This is a genomic window from Micromonospora sp. NPDC049799 (genome assembly GCF_040656655.1).
In the GTDB taxonomy this organism is placed as follows: Bacteria; Actinomycetota; Actinomycetes; order Mycobacteriales; family Micromonosporaceae; genus Micromonospora.
In genome coordinates, this window is record NZ_JBFAMU010000044.1 from 1 (window position 1) to 20,775 (window position 20,775).

Consider the following 20,775-nt stretch of genomic DNA (forward strand, 5'->3'; position numbering starts at 1 on the left):
GCACGGGACCGGCAGGGCGCACCCGCATGGCCGGCACTCAGCGCGGTGGAGATCATCGCTACGGTGGCGGCCGTCCTCGCCGCGACGGTGTTCGGCATCCGGGCCGGCGCCGCCTCGCTCACCGGCCTGTACGACCTGCTCTGCACCGCCGATCGCTGCCAGCCGGTCGCGCTCGCCGTCGTCGGCTGGTCGGCGGTGGGCGGCATGATGGTCCTGGCCGGCCTGCTCTACCGGCACGCGCGGCCCGGTCGTCCCGCCCTGTACGCCCTCATGGGCTGCGTCGTTCTGCTCGCCTTCGGCCTGACGGTGCTCTTCGCCGGCGGCGGTGCCGTCGAGGGCGTGCCGTCGGGGGCCGGCGCGCTCCACGTCGGCCTCCTGGCCGGGCTGGCCCCGCTGCTGATCGGCGGGATCGTCCGGCCGCCGGCGGCCTCGGCCCCGCGGCGGGGACGCGAGCCGGCAGAGCAGACCGACGCGGGACGACCGCTGCTGCTGGTGAACGTCGGGCAGGTCGTCACCCTGACCGCGGTGGTGCTCTGGGCCGCGCTGTTCGGCTGACCGGCCCGCGCCCGCCAGGTTCACCCGTGGGCGCGGCGGACCGCCTCGTCGAGCGCGTCCGGGGTACGGCCGACCAGCGCGCTTCCGTCGTCGAGCAGCAGGATCGGCCGCTGGATCAGCTCGGGGTGGGCCACCATCGCCTCGATCCAGCGTGCCTCGGTCGCGTCGTCGCGGGCCCAGCCGGCCATGCCCAGGGCCACCGCGGCCGGCTCCCCCGTACGACAGACGTCCCAGGCCCGGGCCCCGAGGCGACGCAGCACGTCACGCAACTCGTCCACGTCGGGCGGCTGCTCCAGGTACGCCCGCAGCCGGAACGGCACCCGCGCCTCCTCCAGGGTGGTGCGCGCACCGGCGCACTTCGAGCAGGCCGGGTTGTGCCAGATCTCCATGCCGACATCGTGACAGACCTCGACCGCCCTCCCCCGTGGATGGTCGGCCGGGCCGCGCAGCAGCGGCTCTCCGGCCACACGGCGGCAGGTCAGTGGCGGCCAGCCGGGCGGCGAGAGCACCTCCTCGTCCCGGACCCTGGCACGAGGTTGCGTGAATAGCAAGACGGACGTACGGTTTTGTAGACGATGACAATCGGCCGGTAAGTGTCACCTAACCTGGGCGGCGCTCCGGCCGGTGCGACAGACTGCTCAGGACTACTCACGGTCGCTGGTGTGAAGGAGTACGACGTGGCGAGCCTCGACACCTTCGGTGCGAAGACCCAGCTACGCGTCGGAGACGCGAGCTACGAGATTTTCAAGATCGGCACGGTGGAGGGCCACGACCGGCTCCCCTACAGCCTGAAGGTCCTCCTGGAGAACCTGCTCCGGACCGAGGACGGCGCGAACATCACCGCCGACCACATCCGGCAGCTCGGCGGCTGGGATCCCGCCGCAGACCCGAGCGTGGAGATCCAGTTCACCCCGGCCCGGGTGCTGATGCAGGACTTCACCGGCGTGCCCTGCGTGGTCGACCTGGCCACCATGCGCGAGGCCGTGCGGGACCTCGGCGGCGACGCCACCAAGGTCAACCCCCTCGCCCCCGCCGAGCTGGTCATCGACCACTCGGTCATCGCCGACCTGTTCGGCCGTGAGGACGCCTTCGAGCGCAACGTCGAGCTGGAGTACGAGCGCAACAAGGAGCGCTACCAGTTCCTGCGCTGGGGCCAGACCGCCTTCAACGAGTTCAAGGTCGTCCCGCCGGGCACCGGCATCGTGCACCAGGTCAACATCGAGTACCTGGCGCGCACGATCATGGAGCGCAACGGCCAGGCGTACCCGGACACCGTGGTCGGCACCGACTCGCACACCACGATGGTCAACGGCCTCGGCGTGCTCGGCTGGGGCGTCGGCGGCATCGAGGCCGAGGCCGCGATGCTCGGCCAGCCGGTCAGCATGCTGATCCCGCGCGTGGTCGGCTTCAAGCTCCACGGCGAGATGCCGGCCGGAACCACCGCCACCGACCTGGTCCTCACCATCACCGAGATGCTGCGCAAGCACGGTGTGGTCGGCAAGTTCGTCGAGTTCTACGGCCCCGGCGTGAGCGCCGTCCCGCTGGCCAACCGCGCCACCATCGGCAACATGTCCCCGGAGTACGGCTCCACCGTCGCGATCTTCCCGATCGACGCCGAGACCGTCCGCTACCTGGAGCTGACCGGCCGCGACCCGCAGCAGGTCGCGCTCGTCGAGGCGTACGCCAAGGAGCAGGGCCTCTGGCACGACCCGGACCACGAGCCGGAGTACTCCGAGCGCCTCGAACTGGACCTGAGCACGATCGAGCCGTCCCTGGCCGGCCCGAAGCGCCCGCAGGACCGGGTGCCGCTGGGCAGCGCCAAGACGCTGTTCCGCGCCTCCCTCACCGACTACGTGGCGGCCGACGAGACCGGCGGTGACCCGGGCCGCAAGCCCGGCGTGCCGCAGCAGGAGCAGCCGTTCGGGGTGGCCGGTCACGCCGACGAGGCCAGTGCCGAGTCCTTCCCGGCCAGCGACTCCCCCGCCAACGGCGTCAACGACCCGGCCGACGCCCCGCGCGACCTGGAGACCGCGGCGGTCGGCTCCGGCGGCCGCGCCAGCAACCCGGTCCGGGTCACCGGCGCCGACGGCACCGAGTTCGAGCTGGATCACGGCGCCGTGGTGATCGCGGCGATCACCTCCTGCACCAACACGTCCAACCCGCAGGTGATGATCGGCGCGGCCCTGCTGGCCCGCAACGCCGTGGAGAAGGGCCTGACCCGCAAGCCGTGGGTCAAGACCACGCTGGCCCCGGGCTCCAAGGTCGTCATGGACTACTACGAGCGGGCCGGCCTCACCCCGTACCTGGAGAAGCTCGGCTTCCACCTGGTCGGCTACGGCTGCACCACCTGCATCGGCAACTCCGGCCCGCTGCCGGAGGAGATCTCCGCCGCCGTCAACGACGCCGACCTCGCCGTCGTCTCGGTCCTGTCCGGCAACCGGAACTTCGAGGGCCGGATCAACCCGGACGTCAAGATGAACTACCTGGCGTCCCCGCCGCTGGTGGTCGCGTACGCGCTGGCCGGCACCATGGACATCGACTTGGCCAACGAGCCGATCGGTGAGGACTCCGAGGGCAACCCGGTCTTCCTGCGGGACATCTGGCCGAACAGCGCCGAGATCCAGGACGTCATCGCCTCGGCGATCGGCGCCTCCGGGTTCAGCGCGGCGTACGCGGACGTCTTCGCCGGTGACGAGCGGTGGCAGTCGCTGCCCACCCCGACCGGTGACACCTTCGCCTGGGCGGGCGACTCCACCTACGTCCGCAAGCCCCCGTACTTCGAGGGCATGCAGCGGGAGCCGCAGGCGGTCGTCGACATCTCCGGCGCCCGGGTGCTGGCCAAGCTGGGCGACTCGGTCACCACGGACCACATCTCCCCAGCCGGTTCGATCAAGGCCGACTCCCCTGCGGGGAAGTACCTCGCCGAGCACGGCGTGCCGCGCCACGAGTTCAACTCGTACGGCTCGCGCCGGGGCAACCACGAGGTGATGATCCGGGGCACCTTCGCCAACATCCGGCTGCGCAACCAGCTCGTCCCCGGTGTGGAGGGCGGCTTCACGGTCAACCACCTGACCGGCGAGCAGAGCTCCATCTACGACGCCTCCGTCGCCTACCAGTCCGCCGGCATCCCGCTGGTCGTCCTGGCCGGCAAGGAGTACGGCTCCGGCTCGTCGCGCGACTGGGCGGCCAAGGGCACGATGCTGCTCGGTGTCCGCGCGGTCATCGCCGAGTCGTACGAGCGGATCCACCGCTCGAACCTCATCGGCATGGGCGTGCTGCCGCTGCAGTTCCCGGCCGGCGAGACCGCCGAGTCGCTGGGCCTGACCGGCACCGAGACGTTCTCCGTCACCGGGGTGACCGCGCTGAACGACGGCGAGACGCCGCGTACGGTCAAGGTCTCCACCGACAGCGGCGTCGAGTTCGACGCGGTGGTCCGGATCGACACCCCGGGTGAGGCGGACTACTACCGCCACGGCGGCATCCTGCAGTACGTGCTGCGGCGGATGATCGCCAGCTGACGCACCACGGACGAAGGGCCCGTTCCCCGGTGGGGGGGCGGGCCCTTCGGCGTACCGGACGGCTCACTCCGCCCGTCGGGCCTCGCGGGTCTCCGTGTCGGCCCGTTCCGCGGCGTAGTTCCCGCCGAAGCGAACCCGCATCGTGCATCGAGAGGCTCGCCACGACCCCGAAAGTCGACCACAATCACGATCAATGTCAGGCGGACCCGAAGGCTTGTGCCGGACGGTAAGGGAGGGCCCTCATGGGTGCGGTCGCCGAACGTGCGGTTGTCATCGGTGCGTCGATCGGCGGACTTGCCGCCGCCGCGACCCTGGCCAGCCGCTTCGACCTGGTCAGGGTCCTCGACCGTGACGCTCTGCCCGGGACCGCTCGGGACCGCCGCGGCGTACCCCACGGGATGCATCCCCACGCCCTGCTGATCAGTGGGCGCCTGGGCCTGGAGGAGTTGTTTCCCGGGATCACCGAGGAGCTCATCGCGGGCGGCGCGGTACCGTTCGACCCGGGACTCGACGTCCTGACCGTCCAGATGGGCGGCCGGCGCGTGCGGTTCCCCACGGGTCTGCGGGGCATCAGCCTCAGCCGGGCCTATCTGGAGCGGGTGGTGCGATCGCGCGTAGGTGCGCTGCCGAACGTGGAGATCACCGAGAAGGCGGACGTGTGCGGCCTGACCGGGGAGGCGGGACGCGTCACCGGCGTGCGGGTCGAGTCGGGTGAGGACATCGCCGCGGACCTGGTCGTCGACGCCACCGGCCGGGGCGGTCGATCGAACGGCTGGCTTGAGCGGCTGGAGTGCCCGGCGCCGGTGGCTGTCACCGTGCGGGGCGACGTCGGGTACACCACGCAGCTTCTCCGGCGTAGCCCGGGCGACCTGCCGGAGGGCGGCCGTCTGACCCTGATCGCCGGCGTGCCGCCGCGGCAGAAGCGGGCGGGCGTCGCCTTTCCGATCGAGGGGGACCGCTGGGTGATCACGGTCGGCGGCTGGCATGGCGACCACGCGCCGCTGGACCCGAAGGGATACGCCGACTTCGCCGCCGGCCTACCCGCACCGTACATCGCCGACCTGCTCGCGCGATGTGAGCCATTGGGCGAGCGGGAGGCGCGCAAGTTTCCCGCCGCGCTCCGTCGCTACTTCGAGCGCCTGCGGGTCGTGCCGGCCGGCTACGTCGCGCTCGGCGACGCGATCTGCAGCTTCAACCCCGTCTACAGCCAGGGCATGACCGTGGCCGTGTTGGAGGCACTGGAGCTCGGGCGATCCCTGGACCGCTTCGGTCGCGCCTCGGAGGGCATGGCGCGTTCCTACTACCGGGCCGTAGGCGCACTGGTGGACACGCCCTGGAAGATGGCCACCGGCGGCGACTTCATGTACCCGGAGACAACCGGGCCCAAGCCGGCCGGCACCGATCTGCTCAACCGTTACGTGCGGCAGGTCATGCTGGCCTGTCACGTGTCGCCACGGGTGCACCGGACCATGATCGAGGTCCAGCACATGCTCGCGCCGCCAGCCGCACTGCTGCACCCGGCCATGCTCGTCCGGACGTTGTGGTCGGCGCGTCGGTCATCGGAGGGAGCCGCGGCCGGCTGACCGCCCACTGTGCTACGGCGGGGCTGAGCGACACGACCCGCGCCGCCACCGCCTCAGGGACACGAGGCGGGCCACCACAACGGGAATCGGCCTGTTCCCAGTCAGCGGTCTGGTGCCTACTATGGACGCTGTTTGCGCGGGCATGCTCCGCGCCGTGTCCCGAGGAGCCTCGATGAGATCAGCCCAGGGATGGGGTGCGCTAGTGTGAGCCGCCAGCCGCCGGTACGGTTGCGCACGCATCGGCGCCGCCAACATTAGTCGCTCGCTGTCCTCGGGCTGCCCACGATTGGAAAGACTTGGCGCATCAACATGCCGACCGCGCACGTACGCTTCCTGAGTCAGCCAAGCGCCCGTCGACACCACGGCGGACTCGAGAGCAGTCGATAAAGCGGCGGGTCATCAGGTTAGTCCTCATTCCGAGTGTCGTCGCTCTGGCCCTGTGGTTGGTGGCCTCCGGGTACCTGGTCTTCCAAGGCTTCTACAACCGCGAGGTCGCCAAGGGCGTACGGGATGTGTCGCTTCCCGCCGTTCCCGCGCTGGCCTCGGTGCAGCAGGAACGGCGAATGAGCATCGCCTTTCTCTCCCGACCGTCCAACGACATGCAGGCACTGCTCGAACAGCGGGCGAGCACCGACAGCGGCCTGGCGGCAATGCGCGCCGTCGCGGACGCCGGTCTGGGCAACGCACCCGACTCGATCGTCAACCAGTGGACGGTTTTCGTCGGCTACGTCGACAAGCTCTCCGGCGTACGGAGCACGATCGATTCCCGGTCCGGCGACGAGAAGGAGGTCTACAAGTTCTACAACGACCTGCTCGACGCGGCGACGAAGCTCTTCGACATTCAGGCGCGCATCGTTCCCGACGTTGCCGCCGCCCAGGGTGGCATCGTCGCGACCGACACCTTCCGGGTCAGCGACCAGATGTCGCGGTCCGGGTCGACGATCGACGCCGCCTTCGCGTCGGGCAAACTCGGCGTGCAGGACCACCTCGAGTTCGTCCGCCTCGTGGGGTCATATCGCGCCGGCCTGGACAACCTGTCCCCTCATCTGCACCCGGACGCGCGCGAACGCTATGACGCTCTGGTGGCGAGCCCCTCGTGGAAGCAGTTGATCGAAGCGGAGAACGCGATCATCGCCGCCGGCGCGTGGTCTGACGGCCCGCCGCGCGGCCTCGCAGCGAACCGCGTCAGCTGGGACAATCTCACTCGCCAGGTTTCTCAGGACCTGGTCGGTCTGACGATCGAGCAGGCCGACAAGGTCTCCGCCCGGACGCTGCGCACCGGCAACAACCAACTGCTGATCGCGACCCTGGGCAGCCTCCTGGCCCTGTCCATCTCCGTCGCCGCGATTCTGTGGGCGGTGCGCCAGTCGCAGGTGTTGGTGGACCAGGCACTGTCCGTCCGGCTGGCCCAGCTTGGCAAGGACGCCACGACAGTGGTGGGTCAGCTGCCGGCGGTGATCGACCGGCTGCGCCGGCACGAGAAGGTGGACACCACCGTCGATCTTCCTGACAAGGACTACGGAAGCGACGAGATCGGCCAGGTGGCGGACGTCATCCGGGCCTCGTTGAAGGCGGCGGCGGGCGCGGCCATCGATGAGGCGACCACCCGGGCCGCGAGCATGGCGATGCTCATGGGCATTGCCCGTCGTCCGCAGCGACCGCTTCAACACGGCCTTCGGGTCATCGAGCAGCTGCAGAACCGGATCGGCGACGAACGGATGTTGAGCGAGCTGTTCGACATTCACCACCATCTCGCGCAGACCCGGCGCTTCCTGGAAAACCTGATCATCCTGGCCGGTGGACAGATCGGCCGTCGCTTCCACAACCCGGTCTCCATTCGTCGGGTGCTCCTGGCCGCATTCGGCGAGGCGCAGCAGTACCAGCGCATCACCCTCCGCAACGCGCCTGACGACGCGGCACTGGTCGGGCAGTCCGTCACCGGAACCATCCACCTACTGGCCGAGCTGCTGGACAACGCCCTGGCCTTCTCACCGCCGGGATCGACCGTCTCGGTTACCTGTCGGGAGGTCAGGAGCGGCATCGCCGTCGAGATCGAGGACGCGGGGGTGGGAATGACACCGGAGAGACTGGAGCGCGCCAACGCGCTGCTGGCCACCGCGCCCACGCCGGACGTGGCCGCCCTTCGCGACGGTACGCAGATCGGTCTGCACGTCGTGGCGGCGTTGGCCAAGCGCGACGGGATCCGGGTGACCCTTCGCACCTCGGCCTACAACGGGCTACTCGCGATCGTCCTGCTGCCGGACCGCATCGTCGTTCCGGACGCTGCCCCGGACCTCACGGACACGATCTCGCAGAAGCCCTTGTCGACCGTCGCTGCCGCGGTGTCGGTCGGCGGCGACTCCCCGGTCGGTGTCCCGACCATTCCCGCGGCGGGAGTGGCGGCGCTGCCGAGACGACCGGTCGAGTCGCGTCCTCACACCCCGATCGAGCAGGGCGAGAAGACGGGAAGTGCGGCCGGAACGATGACCGAGAATCATCAGCGAAACAACGCCAACGGTTCGCGGCAGCCCGAGGGACCGGCAGTGCTGGGAACTGCCCGCGGCTCCCGACTCGACGCCCGCCCCGCCCTTCCACTGCGACAGCCGCAACAGCACCTCGCCCCCATGTTGCGTAACGAGGAACCGGCCCAGTACGAGTCCCCGGGCTCCACCCGGCCCCTTGAGGAGGTCCGGGACCGACTGACGCAGTACCAGCGCGGCTGGGCGGCCGGCCGGGCGGCCGACAGCGACCGACCGGCAACCAGTGATGACCAAGGCAGGGAAGCATGACTAACTCCGCACACAGCAACCTGACGTGGATCCTCGACGATCTCGTAAGGGTTCCAGATGTCGTCTGTGCACTGGTCCTCTCCGCAGACGGACTCGTTGTGCAGAAGTCGTCGTCGCTGCAGCAGGACCCCGCCGATTCGCTGGCGGCCGGCGCCTCCTCCCTGCACAGCGTCGCCGCGGGAATCGGCCGGTTCTTCGACAGCGGTTCCGTTCAGCAGGTCATCATCGAGTATCGGAAGCGAACCCTGTTCGTTGCCGAGGCCGGTAAGAACGCCCGGTTGGCCGTGCTCTGCGAGCAGTCGGTCGACATGGGAACCGTCGCCTACGAGATGGGTCGCATGGTGACCCGCATCGGCGAGTACCTCGGTTCCGAGGCGCGAACCCCGGTGCCGTCCAACGGCCAGCCGGGGACGGGCCATGCATGACATCGGGGACGCCGACGACGAGGCGGTAGGCGGGCTCGTCCCCCTCTACATCCTCGTCAACGGTCGTACGAGTCCCCGTAACACGGCCTTGGACCTGGCCACCCAGGTCATCGCCATGCCCAACGAGTCGATGCGTCTCGAACCGGAGTACGCGGACATTCTCCGGCTGTGTCACCGGCGCTGGATGTCCGTCGCCGAGATCGGGGCGTATCTGCACCGTCCGCTCACCATCACCAAAGTCATGGTCGACGTGCTCCTCGAGCAGGGACTCCTGGTGATCGGCTCCCCCGCCCAGCAGACGGTCGCCGACCGTAAGCTGCTGGAGACGGTCCTTGCCGGCCTCGAGAGACTTTAGTGAAGAGGGATACGTAACGTGGATCGGACATCGGTCAAGGTCGTTGTGGCTGGCGGGTTCGGTACCGGCAAGACCACCTTGGTCGGATCGGTGAGCGAGATTCCGCCATTGACCACGGAAGAGGTCCTGACCCAGGCCAGCGTCGGCGTGGACGACGTGACGGGCGTCGAGAACAAGAAGAAGACCACTGTCGCACTGGATTTCGGACGCATCACCATCACCCCCGACGTGGTGCTCTACCTGTTCGGTACACCGGGGCAGGACCGCTTCTGGTTCGTCTGGGACGAACTGGCGCAGGGCGCGGTGGGCGCGATCGTGCTCATCGACACTCGCCGCCTGGACAGCAGCTTTCCTGCCATCGACTACTTCGAACGGCGCAAGATTCCGTTCGTCGTCGCCGTCAACAGGTTCTTCGGTCAGTGCCTCTACAACTCGGAGGAGATCCGGGCCGCGTTGCGGCTCGATCCCGGAATTCCGTTGTTGTGGTGCGACGCGCGAGACCGGTCCTCCAGCAAGCGGGCACTGATCGAGCTTGTCCAACATGCCCTCAGCCGCCTGCCGGTCGCCGGCTGACGTCGTTGACGCTTCGGGCTGGACACACCACCCATCGGCGCATCCAGCCCGGGGTCGGCCATCGTCGGCCTCGTGGCCCCTACTCGACGTCCTTCTCGTCGGCCGGCGCCAGCCGCACCTTGAAGTGACGCAACAGAGGCGGCGACGAGACGACCCGGTAGCCACCCACCCGCTCCGGGTTCTTCGCGATGGCGGCCAGCACGGCGGCGACGTACTCGAAGTGGGTGTCGGTGTAGACCCTGCGAGGAATGGCCAGCCGCACCAACTCGAACGGTGCGGGAGTCACCAGACGGTGCTCGTCGTTCATGCCACCCAGGTACAGCGATCCGAGTTCGGCACACCGGATCCCGCCGTCGAGGTAGAGCTGGCAGCCAAGGGCATGCCCCGGAAACTCACCCGGAGACAGGTGCGGCAGCAGGCGGCCGGCGTTGAGGTAGAGGGCATGAATGCCGGCCGGCTGGACGGTGTCCACGCCGGCGTCGTTGATCATCTGGGCCAGTCGCGCGGTCGAGGCGGCCCGGGCGCGCAGATAGGCGGGGTCGAGCACCTCCCGTAGCCCCTGGGCGAGCCGCTCAAGGTCGTGGCCCGCCAGTCCGCCGTAGGTGGAGAAGCCTTCGGTGGCGATCAGGTTGGCCTCGCAGGCGGCGTGCAGGCCGTCGTCACGCAACCCGAGGAACCCGCCGATCGCCGACAGGCCGTCCTTCTTCAAGCTCACGACACAACCGTCGGCGAGTTGGAACGCCCGGGTGGCGATCTCCCGTGGGGTCCAGTCGCGGTACTCCGGCTCGCGCTGACCGACCAGCCACGCGTTCTCCGCGAACCGTGCCGCGTCCAGGAAGAACGGCTTCTCGTGCTGCCGGCACAGGTCCCTGACAGCGGTGAGATTCGCCATGGACACCGGCTGCGCGCCGAGACCATTGTTGGTGATGGTCATCAGCACCAGACCGACCCGGTGCCCGTCGGGCCCGGTCAGGAGTTTCTCCAGGGCGTCCAGGTCGATGTTGCCCTTGAACGGTGCGTGGCTGTCCAGGTCGGCGGCCTCTGGACACGGCAGGTCCACCGCCTCGGCTCCGACGAGCTTGACGTTGGCGTGCGTCGTGTCGAAATGGGTGTTGCTGACGCAGATCTGGCCGGGCTTAAGCAGGCTGGTGAACAGGATCCGCTCGCCGGCCCGGCCCTGGTGCACGGGAAGGATGTGCGGGTACTCGGTCAACTCGCGGAGCTCGTGGCAGAACCGGAACCACGATCGCGCACCCGCGTACGACTCGTCGCCGACCGCGGCGGCGGCCTCCTGAGCGGCGGAGGTGGCGCCGGTGCCGGAGTCGGACAGTAGGTCGACGGTGATCTGGTCGGCCCGCAGGTTGAACGGGTTGTAGCCAGCCTCGGCGAGGGCCCGGCGACGATCCTCCGCGCTCAGGAACGGGATCGGCTCCACCACCTTGATGCGGTACGGCGGCAAGATCGGGGGCGCGTCCATGGGCACAAGCTCCTTGCTCGGTGATCAGACCGCGGCGCGGTCGGCCGCGGCGTTCATGCGGCCCGGGGTGGCATCCAGTCGCCCTCCCCGCGGCGGACTCACCTGGTACGCCTCCGCGGACAGGTAGACGGTGACTCCCGGCCGGGGCGGGCCCAGCCGCAGCGAGACATGGGCGATGAGCCCGACACCATCGCGCAGCGGTCGGTCCGTCACCGCAGCGATCGCGCGATCGAGCAGAGCGCTGTCGAAGCCGTACCGGGCCAGGAGCGGCGCCACCCGTTCACGAGCCTCCTGGTCGTCGTTGACGTAGCCGCGGATCGGCACGTAGACGCTGTATCCGACCGGCTTCTTCGTCTCGCTGGTGAAGGTGTAGCTACCGACCAGCGGCAGCCCGCCGAAGTGGCGCCGCCCGCCCCCGGCCGCAGTGCAGAACGACGCGACGTCTTCGGCGTCGATACCGTCGACAGCGCCTGCCGCCCTGGCCACGTCCGTCGTACTGGCGTCGTGGTGGGTGAGGTAGACCTTGACGCGCGCGTGCGGTCCGTCATGGAGGTCGACCGCGAAGAATGTCAACCGATCCCGCCGTCCCAGTTCACCCGGGCGGACAGCATGGTCGAAAATGGACCGGTACGCCCCACCGAGCCCCAGCCGGCGTAGCGCCTCGGCGACCAGGTCGGGCGCCCGCTGGATCCCGCGAACCTCCGGATTGAGATAGACCTTGAACTCGGGCTGCCGTCCACTTCGGAACACCAGGCTGTGCCAGAGCGTGTAGTCGCCCAGCGGCCGGTCGGTGGCGAAGAGGCCCTCAACCGCCGTCAACCGGGACAGCGAAATGCCCGAACGGCTCGGCCGCGCGCTGAGAAACCTGTACGCGGCGGTCTGGTTCGACATCGCGTCCGGCGGGGATCCCAGCGCCTCACCCAGAATGCGCAGCGTGGGCGGTTCGCCAGCGTTGCAGGCGATGGAGAACTCCACTGGCGTGTGGTCGTCCGCAACGTTGGACGGCCAGGCAGGGGGGGCGGAAAGCGGGCGCGCTCCGGTAGGTCCGAGCAGGTCACCCAGAAGGTGTAGCGGCTCGTCGGACCGCGTCTGCGCAACCTCGCACAAGCCCGTCAGCTGCCGAGCAAGATGGTCGAAGAGAGACGAACCGGTCATCAAATCTCCCTGTCGGGTCGCCGGGCGGCTGCACCTCGATCCGAATACGTGATTCCCTTCGGGTTCGTAGCCTCGCCTCGCCGATCCACTGGAGACCGACGCCGGCGCTGCGCCCTACGGACACGGTGTGCATTTCAGGTGGTCCGATCAACTGCTCTCCACATGGTGGATCTTCCACGAACCGGTGTCGAGTGAGACGAACATCACAGCCAGAGGTCTTGCCATTGCGGAGAGTTTCATAGAAGCGGATCTATTTGACGCTCGGTTGGATTCGGCCGGGATTTGACCGGAAACGGTGGCCACCTGGTCACTCACCGATGTCGCAGGCGCGACGAGGACGCTCACGCCAAGCTCTGATCTCTGTGGACACACTTCACCACTTCTTCTCGTTCTGCCCGGGCCCGCATGGGGTGCCGCCACACCTCACGGGTGTCTCACGGCGGTCGGACGCCATAGGCTGGCCGGGTGCGAAGCGAGCTCACTACGCCGCGTTGGTGGATCGACCAGATCCCGGACCTCAGCGGAAAGACGGTACTGATCACCGGCGCGAACACCGGCATCGGCAGAGCCACCGCCACCGCTCTCGCGCGACGAGGTGCCTCGGTGGTCCTGGCCTGCCGAGACCAGACCAGAGCCGAAGCGGCCGCCGCCGCCATCACCGCGGCGGCACCGACCGGAACGGTGAGCGTCCTGCACGTCGACCTGGCGTCACTCGCATCCGTCAGCGCCGCCGCCGAAGCCCTTGCGCGCCGCCATGACCACCTCGACGTCCTGATCAACAACGCTGGCGTGATGACCCTGGTCGGTCCGCCGCGACGGACCGCCGACGACTTCGAACAGCACATCGGCATCAACCACCTCGGACACTTCGCGCTGACCGGCCGCCTGATGCCGCTCCTGCTGGCCGCACCGTCCGCCCGCGTGGTGTGGGTCAGCAGCCTGTCCCAGCGCAGAGGTTCGATCGACTTCGACGACCTCCAGTGGCGGACCCGCCGCTACCGCGCCTTCCAGGCCTACAGCGACAGCAAGCTGGCGAACCTGCTCACGATGCACCGGATGCAGCAGCAACTGGAGGCCGCCCAGGCCCCGGTGATCTCCGTCGCCGCACACCCCGGGGGAGCGCGCACCGACATCACCCGTGACGGCCCCCTGTGGATGAGACTGCTCGCCCGCCCGGAGACACAGTGGTGCACCACATGGCTCACCCACGACATCGCCTCAGCGGCCCTGCCCACGGTGCGGGCCGCCGCCGATCCGGACGTCCGTGGCGGTGACGTGTACGGCCCGGACGGCTGGCAGGGTCTGACCGGGCATCCCGTACGCGTGGACCTGGGCCCGCGCGCCCGGGACGAGGCGTTGCAGCAGGCGCTGTGGGCCCGTTCGCAGGAACTGACCGACGTGACCTACCAGATGGCTCGGGCTTAGGGCGTGTGTCACCGGAACTGCCGGCCGCCCTTGTGAAACGCGCGCTGGTGCCGCCGCAGCGCCGAGCAGGCGTTTCGACGACGTTCGATCGTGACGACCTTGAGGGGCGCAACGGGCGCTGCTAACGTTTCTGCGCGCTCACGGGCAGCCACTCTCAGCAGCGGGAGCCGGCCAAGCGAGCGATCCCGCAGATTATCTTCCCGGGGACGGTGTGATGGGCTCCCGCACAATCACCCTGCGCAGGCAGGTCGCTTTCCTGATCACCGCTCTGGTGTTGCTGTGGGCGTTCGCCGCGTGGATGACCCTGCGGGACGGGGCGAACATGCTCGGCGTCAACGAACTCAACGCCAAGGTCTACGAGCCCAGCGAGCCGCTGATCGCCACCCTCCAGCAGGAGCGGCGGGCCAGCGTCGTCTATCTCGGCAGCGCCGTGCGTGACCGGGCCGCCCTGGAGGAGACACGCAAGGCCACCGACACCGCGGTGGCCACCTTCGTCGAGCAGTCCCGACGCTGGCAGGCGCGCCTAGCTGGTAGCGACGAGACCGACAAGCTCGTCCAGGACACCGTGGCGCAGCTGGAGCAACTGGACAACACCCGCAAGCCGATCGACGGTGTGACCGTGGACCGCGCCACCGCGATCGCCGGCTACACCACCGTCATCGACAGCATCTTCCGGGTGTGGAGCTCTCTCGGCAAGCTCGACGACGAGCAGATCGCCAACACCACCGCGAACCTGATCGACCTCAAGCGCGCATGGGAGGTCATGTCCCAGCAGGACGCCCTGGTGACGGGAGCACTCACCGCCGGGCGGCTCAGCCCCGCCGAGCACGCCGAGTTCACCAAACTGGTGGGCACCTACCGGTTCCTCATCCGGGACACCGGCCCCAGGCTGCACGCCGACGACCAGGCCGCGCTGCGCCAGCTCACCACCGGAGACACCTTCGGGCGCCTGCAACGCTACGAGGACCAGGTCATCGAGGCCGGTCCGACCAGCGCCGCCCGTCTGACCGTCGCGGACTGGCAACGCGCCTCCCAGGCGGCCCGTGACGGGGTCAACGACCTGATCCTCGCTCGGGGCGACGCACTGGTCGCCGCCGCCATCCCCGTGGTCGCCGGCGTCGTACTCCGCCTGCTGTTCGCCACCGGCCTCGGCGCACTGATGGTCTGGGCGTCGCTGCTGGCCTCCCGGCACCTCGTCCGGCGTATGGACCGCCTCCGTCGAGACGCAGGTGACCTGGCATCCGACAAGCTGCCCACGGTGGTCGAGCGACTCAGTCGGGGCGAGCGCGTCGACGTACACGCCGAAGCGCCGGACCTCGACTACGGCCGCGACGAGCTCGGCCAGGTCGGCGGCGCGTTCAACGACGTGCAGCACACCGCCATCCGGGCCGCTGTCGGGCAGGCTGAGTTGCGTCGCGACGTCAGCGCGATGTTCCTCAACATCTCCCGCCGCACCCAAGGGCTCGTGCACCGGCAGCTCACCCTGCTTACCGAGATGCAGCGCAAGGAGGACGACGCCACGACGCTGGAGCGTCTGTTCGACGTGGACCACCTCGCCACCCGGATGCGTCGCAACGCGGAGAACCTGATCGTTCTCACCGGCGCCACCTCGCCGCGAACCTGGAAGCGTGACATCCCGATCCTCGACGTGGTACGCGGAGCCGTCGCCGAGGTCGAGGACTACACCCGCGTCTCCGTCCTCCCCATCGCCGACGCGGCTCTTGCCGGCCGCGCCGTCGCCGACGCCACCCACCTGCTCGCTGAGCTGATCGAGAACGCACTGTCCTTCTCCCCGCCCACCACACCCGTCCGCGTCACCGGTCAACTCGTCGCCCACGGCTACGCCATCGAAGTCGAGGACCGCGGTCTCGGCATGGACCCCGAGGATCTCGCCGCGGCAAACGCCCGGCTGGATACCCCGGAGGGCTTCCGCGTGTCCGACAATCCACAGCTCGGGCTGTTCGTGGTTGCGCGTCTCGCGTCGCGCCTCGGCGTACGCGTGAGCCTGAAGGAATCGGCGTACGGCGGCACCATCGCGGTGGTGCTCATCCCCAGCGACCTTGTCACCGATCCGCAAGCAGCCGGCGCAGACGCCGCCCTGCGCGGTCCGCAGGCGGACACGCAGGCTCTCGCCATCGTCGGTGCACGGCAACCCGTCGCCGACGACCAGGCACCGGCACAGCCGTCCACCGCAGTGGTTCCGACCCCGCGGCGCCCGGCGTCCACCACCCCCGGGCCAATGGTGGGCGTGCCCTCCGCCACGGCCAGCGACGTCACCGACGTTGGCCTGCCGCAGCGGGTCCGCCGCGCATCCCAACCAACCGAGGCCCCCACACCGCAGCCGGCGCCAGTTCCCGAGCGGGACCCTGAGGTGGTCCGCCGGAAGATGACCGCCTTCCAGGACGGCACGCGCAGAGGCCGAGCCGCCGACGCGGACGACGACCAGGACGGCGAGGCCACTCCCACCGCCCCCGGCAACTGACCCCACCCCTCGAAAGAGACGTGCCCATGACGAACGCGGTGAACACCGACCTGGCCTGGCTGCTCAACGATCTGGTGGCCCGGGTAGGAGAAGTCGACAAGGCGATCGTGCTGTCCAACGACGGGCTGCTCCTGGCCTTCTCCAGCAGCATGAGCCGCGACGACGCCGAGCACCTCGCCGCACTCGCCTCCGGCGTCCAGAGCCTCGCCCGAGGTGCCAGCAGCCGCTTCGGTGGAGGACCGGTCCAGCAGACCATCATCGAGATGCAGTCGACGTACCTGTTCGTGACCGCTGCTGGCTCGGGCGCCTCGCTGAGCGTACTCGCCACCGAGAACGCCGACCTGGGTCTCATCGCCTTCGAGATGGCGAGACTCGTCAAGCAGGCCGGACGTCACCTCACCGCACCCACGCGCTCCAACGGCGCCGGCCCGGGAAAGTAGGCGAGCGTGACCACAGGCCCCACACCGGTCGACGACGATCCAGGACCCGTCGTGCGTCCCTACGCCGTCACCCACGGCCGCGCACGACCGGTCGCTGGCCGCTTCGACCTCATCTCCCTGATCAAGACCACCCAGCAATCCCATGACCAGCTGCACGGCCTCGCCCCCGAGCACCTCAGCATCCTCACGCTGTGCCGCAGGGTCATGTCCGTCGCTGAGGTCTCCGCCTGCCTGGACCTCCCGCTCGGAACCGTTCGGGTGCTCCTGGGAGACCTCGTCGTCCACAGGCTCATCGAGGTACGGGAACCCGCGCCCCGACCGATCACCCACGACAACCGCACCCTGGAGGATGTCCTCAATGGGCTCCGAGCGCTCTGACGACCCTGGCCATCGCATGCCCACGGCCGTCAAAATCCTCGTCGCCGGCGGCTTCGGCGTCGGCAAGACAACCCTTGTGGGATCGGTGAGCGAGACCCGCGTCCTGACCACCGAGGAAGATCTCTCCGAGCGCGGCATCGGCGTCGACGACACCTCCGGCGTCGGGGGAAAGAGCACCACCACCGTCATGATGGACTTCGGACGCATCACCATCAGCGAGGATCTGACCCTGTACCTGTTCGGCACGCCCGGCCAGAACCGCTTCGCCTTTCTCTGGGACGAACTCGCCCTCGGTGCACTCGGAGCCGTCGTCCTCGCCGACACCCGTCGCCTCGCCGACTGCTTCCCCTCGCTTGACTATTTCGAGAACCGTGGCACCCCGTTCGTCGTGGCGGTCAACTGCTTCGACGGCGCACGGCAATACACCATCGAGCAGGTGAGGCAAGCCCTCGACCTGGACCCGGGTACGCCCGTGCTGCTGTGTGACGCCCGCGACCGTGGATCCAGCAAGCGCATCCTCATCGCCCTCGTCGAACACGTACGGACCCTCGCCGCGCCCACCAGTGCGGTGGTGCCCGCCGCCACGGCCATCTCAGCCTGAGAGCGTGAGTGCCGCCACTACTCGTGCCGTCGCCACAGCAGTCTCTCGCCCTCGCAACACGCGACGCACCGGGGCACCCTGTGCCAGGCTCAGGGGCATGGACGACAAGACCATCCTGAACCGGATCTCCGAGCTGGTCGACGAGGAGCACCGGCTGCGTGCCGACGCGCAGGCCCACGAGACGGGCACCGACGACGACGCCCGCGAGCGGCTCCGCGCGCTGGAGGAATCCCTGGACCAGTGCTGGGACCTGCTGCGCCGGCGGCGGGCCGCCCGGCAGACCCACGGCGACCCCGACGCCCAGGGCGTACGCCCCAAGCCCGAGGTCGAGCGCTACCTCCAGTGACGGGGCGTCCCGGGCGGCCGAGGGGCCGCCCGGGACACGCACGTCAGCGGATTCCCGCCTCCCGCAGCAGCAGCTCGGTCAGCGCCGTCGGATCTGCCACGGAGGCCGGGAGCCCCCGGCCCGCGAACCAGGTGGCGACCACCCGCACGTCACGGGCCAGGAACTCCGGCCCCTGCGGGTTGGCCACCAGGTCGACCACCTGCGGCAGGTCGATGAGCACCAGCCGGCCCGCGTGCACGAGCAGGTTGTACGGGGACAGGTCACCGTGGGCGTAGCCAGCGCGGGAGAGCACCACCAGCGCGTCGACCAACTGCTGCCAGAGGTCCCGCACCTCGTCCGGCCCGGGCCGCAGCTGCGCCAGTCTGGGCGCCGCGGTCCCCTCCTCGGCGTCACCGAGGAACTCCAGCATCAGCTCGGTACCGCGCACCTGCACCGGGTACGGGACGGTGATCGTGCCGTACCGGGAGCCGATCTCCCAGAGCCGGGCCAGCGCGGCGAACTCGGCCGCCGCCCACTGCCCGGCGATCATCTCCCGGCCGAAGGCCGTCCGGCCGGCCATCGCCCGGTTCTCCCGCGACCGGCGGACCCGGCGCCCCTCCAGGTAGCCGGCGTCCCGGTGGAACAGCCGGTGCTGGGCGTCCCGGTACCGTTTGACGGCCAGCAGGCAGGACCGGTCGGTGCCGGGGACGGCCCGGCGGACGAGGTGGACGTCGGCCTCCTTGCCGGTCTTGAGCACACCGAGTTCGGTGTCCTTCGCGGCCAGCTCGGTGACCAGCCAGTCCGGGTGGGGCTCCGGACCGTGGACGGCGTCGTCCCAGGACGACCAGCGTTCCCCGGTGTCCGGATCGGGTTCGTCGTCGGGGTCGGCCAGGGCCGGCTGGGCCGGCCCGCGCTTCAGGAACTGCGGTTCGTCGTCGTCGAAGCGGCGCTTGCCGCGGGTGCGGCGCTCGGGCGCCGGAAGGTCGTGGTCGCGCACTGCGGGTGTGATCCCTTGTTCGAGGCTGATGGAGGCAGGTGGGTACGACCTGCGAAGACGGCCATGACCGACCCCCTCTCCTCGACCGGGCGCTCGCCCGGTGTGCACGTTGCGCCGACCATGCTCTCGACCCGCCGGCCTGGCGGTCAACCGAATTACGACCCGGGGCCGGGCGGCCGACCGGCAGGCCCGCGCGGCCCGGCGGACGGGGCGGGCGCTCAGGCGCCGAGCACAGTGGCGACGGCGGCGATCACGCCGTCGACGGTGCGGGTGGGCGAGAACCGCGTGTCGGTCCACGGCCTGCCCCGGTGCAGCCACACGCTGGGCAGGCCGACCGCCGCGGCACCGCCGATGTCCGCCTCCGGGCTGTCACCGATGACCCAGGCGCCGCGCAGCGGCATCCGCACCCGCTGGGCGGCCAGTGCGAAGATCCGCGGGTTGGGCTTGCTGACTCCGGCCTCCTCGGAGATCACCCAGTCCGCGACGTAGCGGTCCAGCCCGGTCTGCCGGATCTTGGTGTCCTGCTGGCGTAGCGAGCCGTTGCTGACCACCACCGGCACCCAGCCGGCGTCGTCGACGATCCGCAGGGCACAGGCGACCAGCGGGTCCAGCCGGGTGTTCGTCACCACGCCGTCGTGCAGTTCCTCGACCAGGTCGATGGACGGGATCCGCAGCGCGTACCGGTCCCGGATGGCGTCGGCGACGTCCCACCGGTTGGTCAGCCCGTCCGCGTCGACCGAGAGCAGCCAGTCGATGTCGGTGGGCGGCGCGCCGATGTCGGACAGGAACCGCTCGCCCCAGGCGCGGAACGGCCCGGCCCGGTCGAGCAGGGTGTTGTCCAGGTCGAGCAGGAGCAGCGGCACTCGCGCACCTTACGGGACTCCGGTGGCCGGCCGACAGGGCGTAGGCCCCACCACCGTCCGTTCAGATCGCCAGTGCCGAACGGGTGAGGCCCTGGTCGGCAAGGCGGTCGAGGAGCATGGCGTGGGCCGCCCGGGTCGCCGCGAGCGATGCCGGGTCGAGCGCGACGACCAGCACCTCCTCGCCGTCGTCCGCCGCACGGGCCAGCGGCCGGCCCTCCGGGTCGTACACCGCCGCGCCACCGTTGAACCGCCACGGGTCGGTGCCGCCGACCGCGTTGGCGAACACCACGTACATCGTGTTGTCCAGGGCGCGGGCGGCGTAGTAGAGGTCGCGGCGGTGCTCGGAGCCGGCGAGGTAGCCGCTCGGGCACAGGTACCCGTGGGCCCCGTCGTCGGCGGCGGCCCGACCGTGCTCCGGGAAGCAGCCGTCGTAGCAGATGCCCAGGCCGAGCCGCCAATCGCCGACGAGCAGGGTGGCACCTCGGTCGCCGGGGTGGAACAGCTCCCGCTCACCGCCCCAGAGCTGCTGCTTGTCGTAGGCGACCCGGACCGCTCCGGTCGGGTCGACCAGCAGGGATGAGATCGTTCGCCGGCTGTCCGGGTGACGGACCGCCGCCCCGACCACCACCGCCGTGCTCCCGTCGCGGGCCGCCGCGCACAGCGGCGCGAGCCGGGGGTCGTCCACACGCCCGTCGTGGTCGGCCGCCACGTCGGTGCCGGCCGGGTCCGCGGCGAGGGTCGGCGGATGGTACGCGGGCAGGAACAGCTCGGGCAGTACGGCCACCCGGGCGCCCAGGTCGGCGGCCCGGCGGACGAGGCGGGCGGCGGTGAGCG

The 20,775-nt window shown here is 69.9% G+C and carries 18 protein-coding genes and 1 pseudogene; 13 read left to right on the plus strand and 6 right to left on the minus strand.

Annotation, left to right across the window (positions count from 1 at the left end; genetic code table 11):
- Positions 1 to 555 (plus strand): annotated as a pseudogene (locus tag AB0I76_RS06300) (hypothetical protein); the annotation flags it as partial.
- Between the two features lie 20 nt (positions 556 to 575).
- Here AB0I76_RS06300 and AB0I76_RS06305 read toward each other — a convergent pair.
- A complete protein-coding gene (locus tag AB0I76_RS06305; RefSeq protein ID WP_357030527.1) occupies positions 576 to 944 on the minus strand; it encodes an ArsC/Spx/MgsR family protein in 369 nt (122 codons plus the stop codon).
- Positions 945 to 1,217: 273 nt separating this feature from the next.
- Between AB0I76_RS06305 and AB0I76_RS06310 the strand changes: the two genes are divergently transcribed.
- From AB0I76_RS06310 to AB0I76_RS06335, 6 genes are all read left to right on the plus strand, one after another.
- Positions 1,218 to 4,073, plus strand: a complete 2,856-nt coding sequence (locus AB0I76_RS06310) for an aconitate hydratase (RefSeq protein ID WP_357030530.1) — start codon at positions 1,218 to 1,220, stop codon at positions 4,071 to 4,073.
- Positions 4,074 to 4,315: 242 nt separating this feature from the next.
- The gene (locus tag AB0I76_RS06315; RefSeq protein ID WP_357030533.1) at positions 4,316 to 5,656 is read left to right on the plus strand and encodes a hypothetical protein; all 1,341 of its coding nucleotides are present in this window, start codon (positions 4,316 to 4,318) and stop codon (positions 5,654 to 5,656) included.
- A 446-nt stretch (positions 5,657 to 6,102) separates the two neighbouring features.
- Complete coding sequence (locus tag AB0I76_RS06320; protein ID WP_357030536.1) at positions 6,103 to 8,445, plus strand: nitrate- and nitrite sensing domain-containing protein; 2,343 nt, start codon at positions 6,103 to 6,105, stop codon at positions 8,443 to 8,445.
- Positions 8,442 to 8,870 (plus strand): roadblock/LC7 domain-containing protein, encoded by a 429-nt coding sequence (locus AB0I76_RS06325; protein ID WP_357030539.1) that lies wholly within the window; start codon positions 8,442 to 8,444, stop codon positions 8,868 to 8,870. The genes AB0I76_RS06320 and AB0I76_RS06325 overlap by 4 nt, the downstream gene beginning before the upstream one ends.
- Positions 8,863 to 9,225, plus strand: coding sequence for a DUF742 domain-containing protein (locus tag AB0I76_RS06330; protein ID WP_357030542.1), 363 nt, complete (start codon positions 8,863 to 8,865; stop codon positions 9,223 to 9,225). The genes AB0I76_RS06325 and AB0I76_RS06330 overlap by 8 nt, the downstream gene beginning before the upstream one ends.
- Before the next feature lie 18 nt (positions 9,226 to 9,243).
- Complete coding sequence (locus AB0I76_RS06335; protein WP_357030545.1) at positions 9,244 to 9,798, plus strand: ATP/GTP-binding protein; 555 nt, start codon at positions 9,244 to 9,246, stop codon at positions 9,796 to 9,798.
- 79 nt (positions 9,799 to 9,877) lie between these two features.
- Here AB0I76_RS06335 and AB0I76_RS06340 read toward each other — a convergent pair whose 3' ends face one another.
- Entirely contained in the window at positions 9,878 to 11,275 is a 1,398-nt protein-coding gene (locus tag AB0I76_RS06340) for a tryptophanase (RefSeq protein WP_357030549.1), read from the minus strand.
- 24 nt (positions 11,276 to 11,299) lie between these two features.
- Complete coding sequence (locus tag AB0I76_RS06345) at positions 11,300 to 12,430, minus strand: tryptophan dimethylallyltransferase family protein (RefSeq protein ID WP_357030552.1); 1,131 nt, start codon at positions 12,428 to 12,430, stop codon at positions 11,300 to 11,302.
- A 465-nt stretch (positions 12,431 to 12,895) separates the two neighbouring features.
- Here AB0I76_RS06345 and AB0I76_RS06350 point away from each other — a divergent pair, with 465 nt between their 5' ends.
- From AB0I76_RS06350 to AB0I76_RS06375, 6 genes are all read left to right on the plus strand, one after another.
- Complete coding sequence (locus AB0I76_RS06350) at positions 12,896 to 13,855, plus strand: oxidoreductase (protein WP_357030555.1); 960 nt, start codon at positions 12,896 to 12,898, stop codon at positions 13,853 to 13,855.
- 214 nt (positions 13,856 to 14,069) lie between these two features.
- Positions 14,070 to 16,337, plus strand: a complete 2,268-nt coding sequence (locus tag AB0I76_RS06355) for a nitrate- and nitrite sensing domain-containing protein (protein ID WP_357030558.1) — start codon at positions 14,070 to 14,072, stop codon at positions 16,335 to 16,337.
- A gap of 26 nt (positions 16,338 to 16,363) precedes the next feature.
- Complete coding sequence (locus AB0I76_RS06360; protein ID WP_357030561.1) at positions 16,364 to 16,777, plus strand: roadblock/LC7 domain-containing protein; 414 nt, start codon at positions 16,364 to 16,366, stop codon at positions 16,775 to 16,777.
- Between the two features lie 51 nt (positions 16,778 to 16,828).
- Positions 16,829 to 17,155 carry a DUF742 domain-containing protein gene (locus AB0I76_RS06365; RefSeq protein ID WP_357030564.1) on the plus strand — a complete coding sequence of 109 codons (327 nt, stop codon included), beginning with the start codon at positions 16,829 to 16,831 and terminating at the stop codon, positions 17,153 to 17,155.
- Complete coding sequence (locus tag AB0I76_RS06370; protein ID WP_357030567.1) at positions 17,136 to 17,756, plus strand: ATP/GTP-binding protein; 621 nt, start codon at positions 17,136 to 17,138, stop codon at positions 17,754 to 17,756. The genes AB0I76_RS06365 and AB0I76_RS06370 overlap by 20 nt, the downstream gene beginning before the upstream one ends.
- A 97-nt stretch (positions 17,757 to 17,853) precedes the next feature.
- A complete protein-coding gene (locus AB0I76_RS06375; protein ID WP_357030570.1) occupies positions 17,854 to 18,102 on the plus strand; it encodes a DUF2630 family protein in 249 nt (82 codons plus the stop codon).
- A gap of 43 nt (positions 18,103 to 18,145) precedes the next feature.
- Here the strand turns inward: AB0I76_RS06375 and AB0I76_RS06380 are convergent, their stop codons facing one another.
- From AB0I76_RS06380 to AB0I76_RS06390, 3 genes are all read right to left on the minus strand, one after another.
- Complete coding sequence (locus AB0I76_RS06380) at positions 18,146 to 19,078, minus strand: RIO1 family regulatory kinase/ATPase (RefSeq protein WP_357030573.1); 933 nt, start codon at positions 19,076 to 19,078, stop codon at positions 18,146 to 18,148.
- 218 nt (positions 19,079 to 19,296) lie between these two features.
- The gene (locus tag AB0I76_RS06385) at positions 19,297 to 19,941 is read right to left on the minus strand and encodes an HAD family hydrolase (protein WP_357030576.1); all 645 of its coding nucleotides are present in this window, start codon (positions 19,939 to 19,941) and stop codon (positions 19,297 to 19,299) included.
- A gap of 61 nt (positions 19,942 to 20,002) precedes the next feature.
- The coding region (locus tag AB0I76_RS06390) for a carbon-nitrogen hydrolase family protein (protein WP_357030579.1) at positions 20,003 to 20,775 on the minus strand (773 nt) is incomplete at its 5' end.

What these genes read in the sequence shown, in the direction of transcription:
- AB0I76_RS06325 (WP_357030539.1), top strand. Translation starts at nt 8,442, where the DNA reads ATGACTAACTCCGCACACAGCAACCTGACGTGGATCCTCGACGATCTC.
- AB0I76_RS06345 (WP_357030552.1), bottom strand. Translation starts at nt 12,430, where the DNA reads ATGACCGGTTCGTCTCTCTTCGACCATCTTGCTCGGCAGCTGACGGGC.
- AB0I76_RS06375 (WP_357030570.1), top strand. Translation starts at nt 17,854, where the DNA reads ATGGACGACAAGACCATCCTGAACCGGATCTCCGAGCTGGTCGACGAG.
- AB0I76_RS06305 (WP_357030527.1), bottom strand. Translation starts at nt 944, where the DNA reads ATGGAGATCTGGCACAACCCGGCCTGCTCGAAGTGCGCCGGTGCGCGC.
- AB0I76_RS06315 (WP_357030533.1), top strand. Translation starts at nt 4,316, where the DNA reads ATGGGTGCGGTCGCCGAACGTGCGGTTGTCATCGGTGCGTCGATCGGC.
- AB0I76_RS06360 (WP_357030561.1), top strand. Translation starts at nt 16,364, where the DNA reads ATGACGAACGCGGTGAACACCGACCTGGCCTGGCTGCTCAACGATCTG.
- AB0I76_RS06340 (WP_357030549.1), bottom strand. Translation starts at nt 11,275, where the DNA reads ATGGACGCGCCCCCGATCTTGCCGCCGTACCGCATCAAGGTGGTGGAG.
- AB0I76_RS06330 (WP_357030542.1), top strand. Translation starts at nt 8,863, where the DNA reads ATGCATGACATCGGGGACGCCGACGACGAGGCGGTAGGCGGGCTCGTC.
- AB0I76_RS06370 (WP_357030567.1), top strand. Translation starts at nt 17,136, where the DNA reads ATGGGCTCCGAGCGCTCTGACGACCCTGGCCATCGCATGCCCACGGCC.
- AB0I76_RS06355 (WP_357030558.1), top strand. Translation starts at nt 14,070, where the DNA reads ATGGGCTCCCGCACAATCACCCTGCGCAGGCAGGTCGCTTTCCTGATC.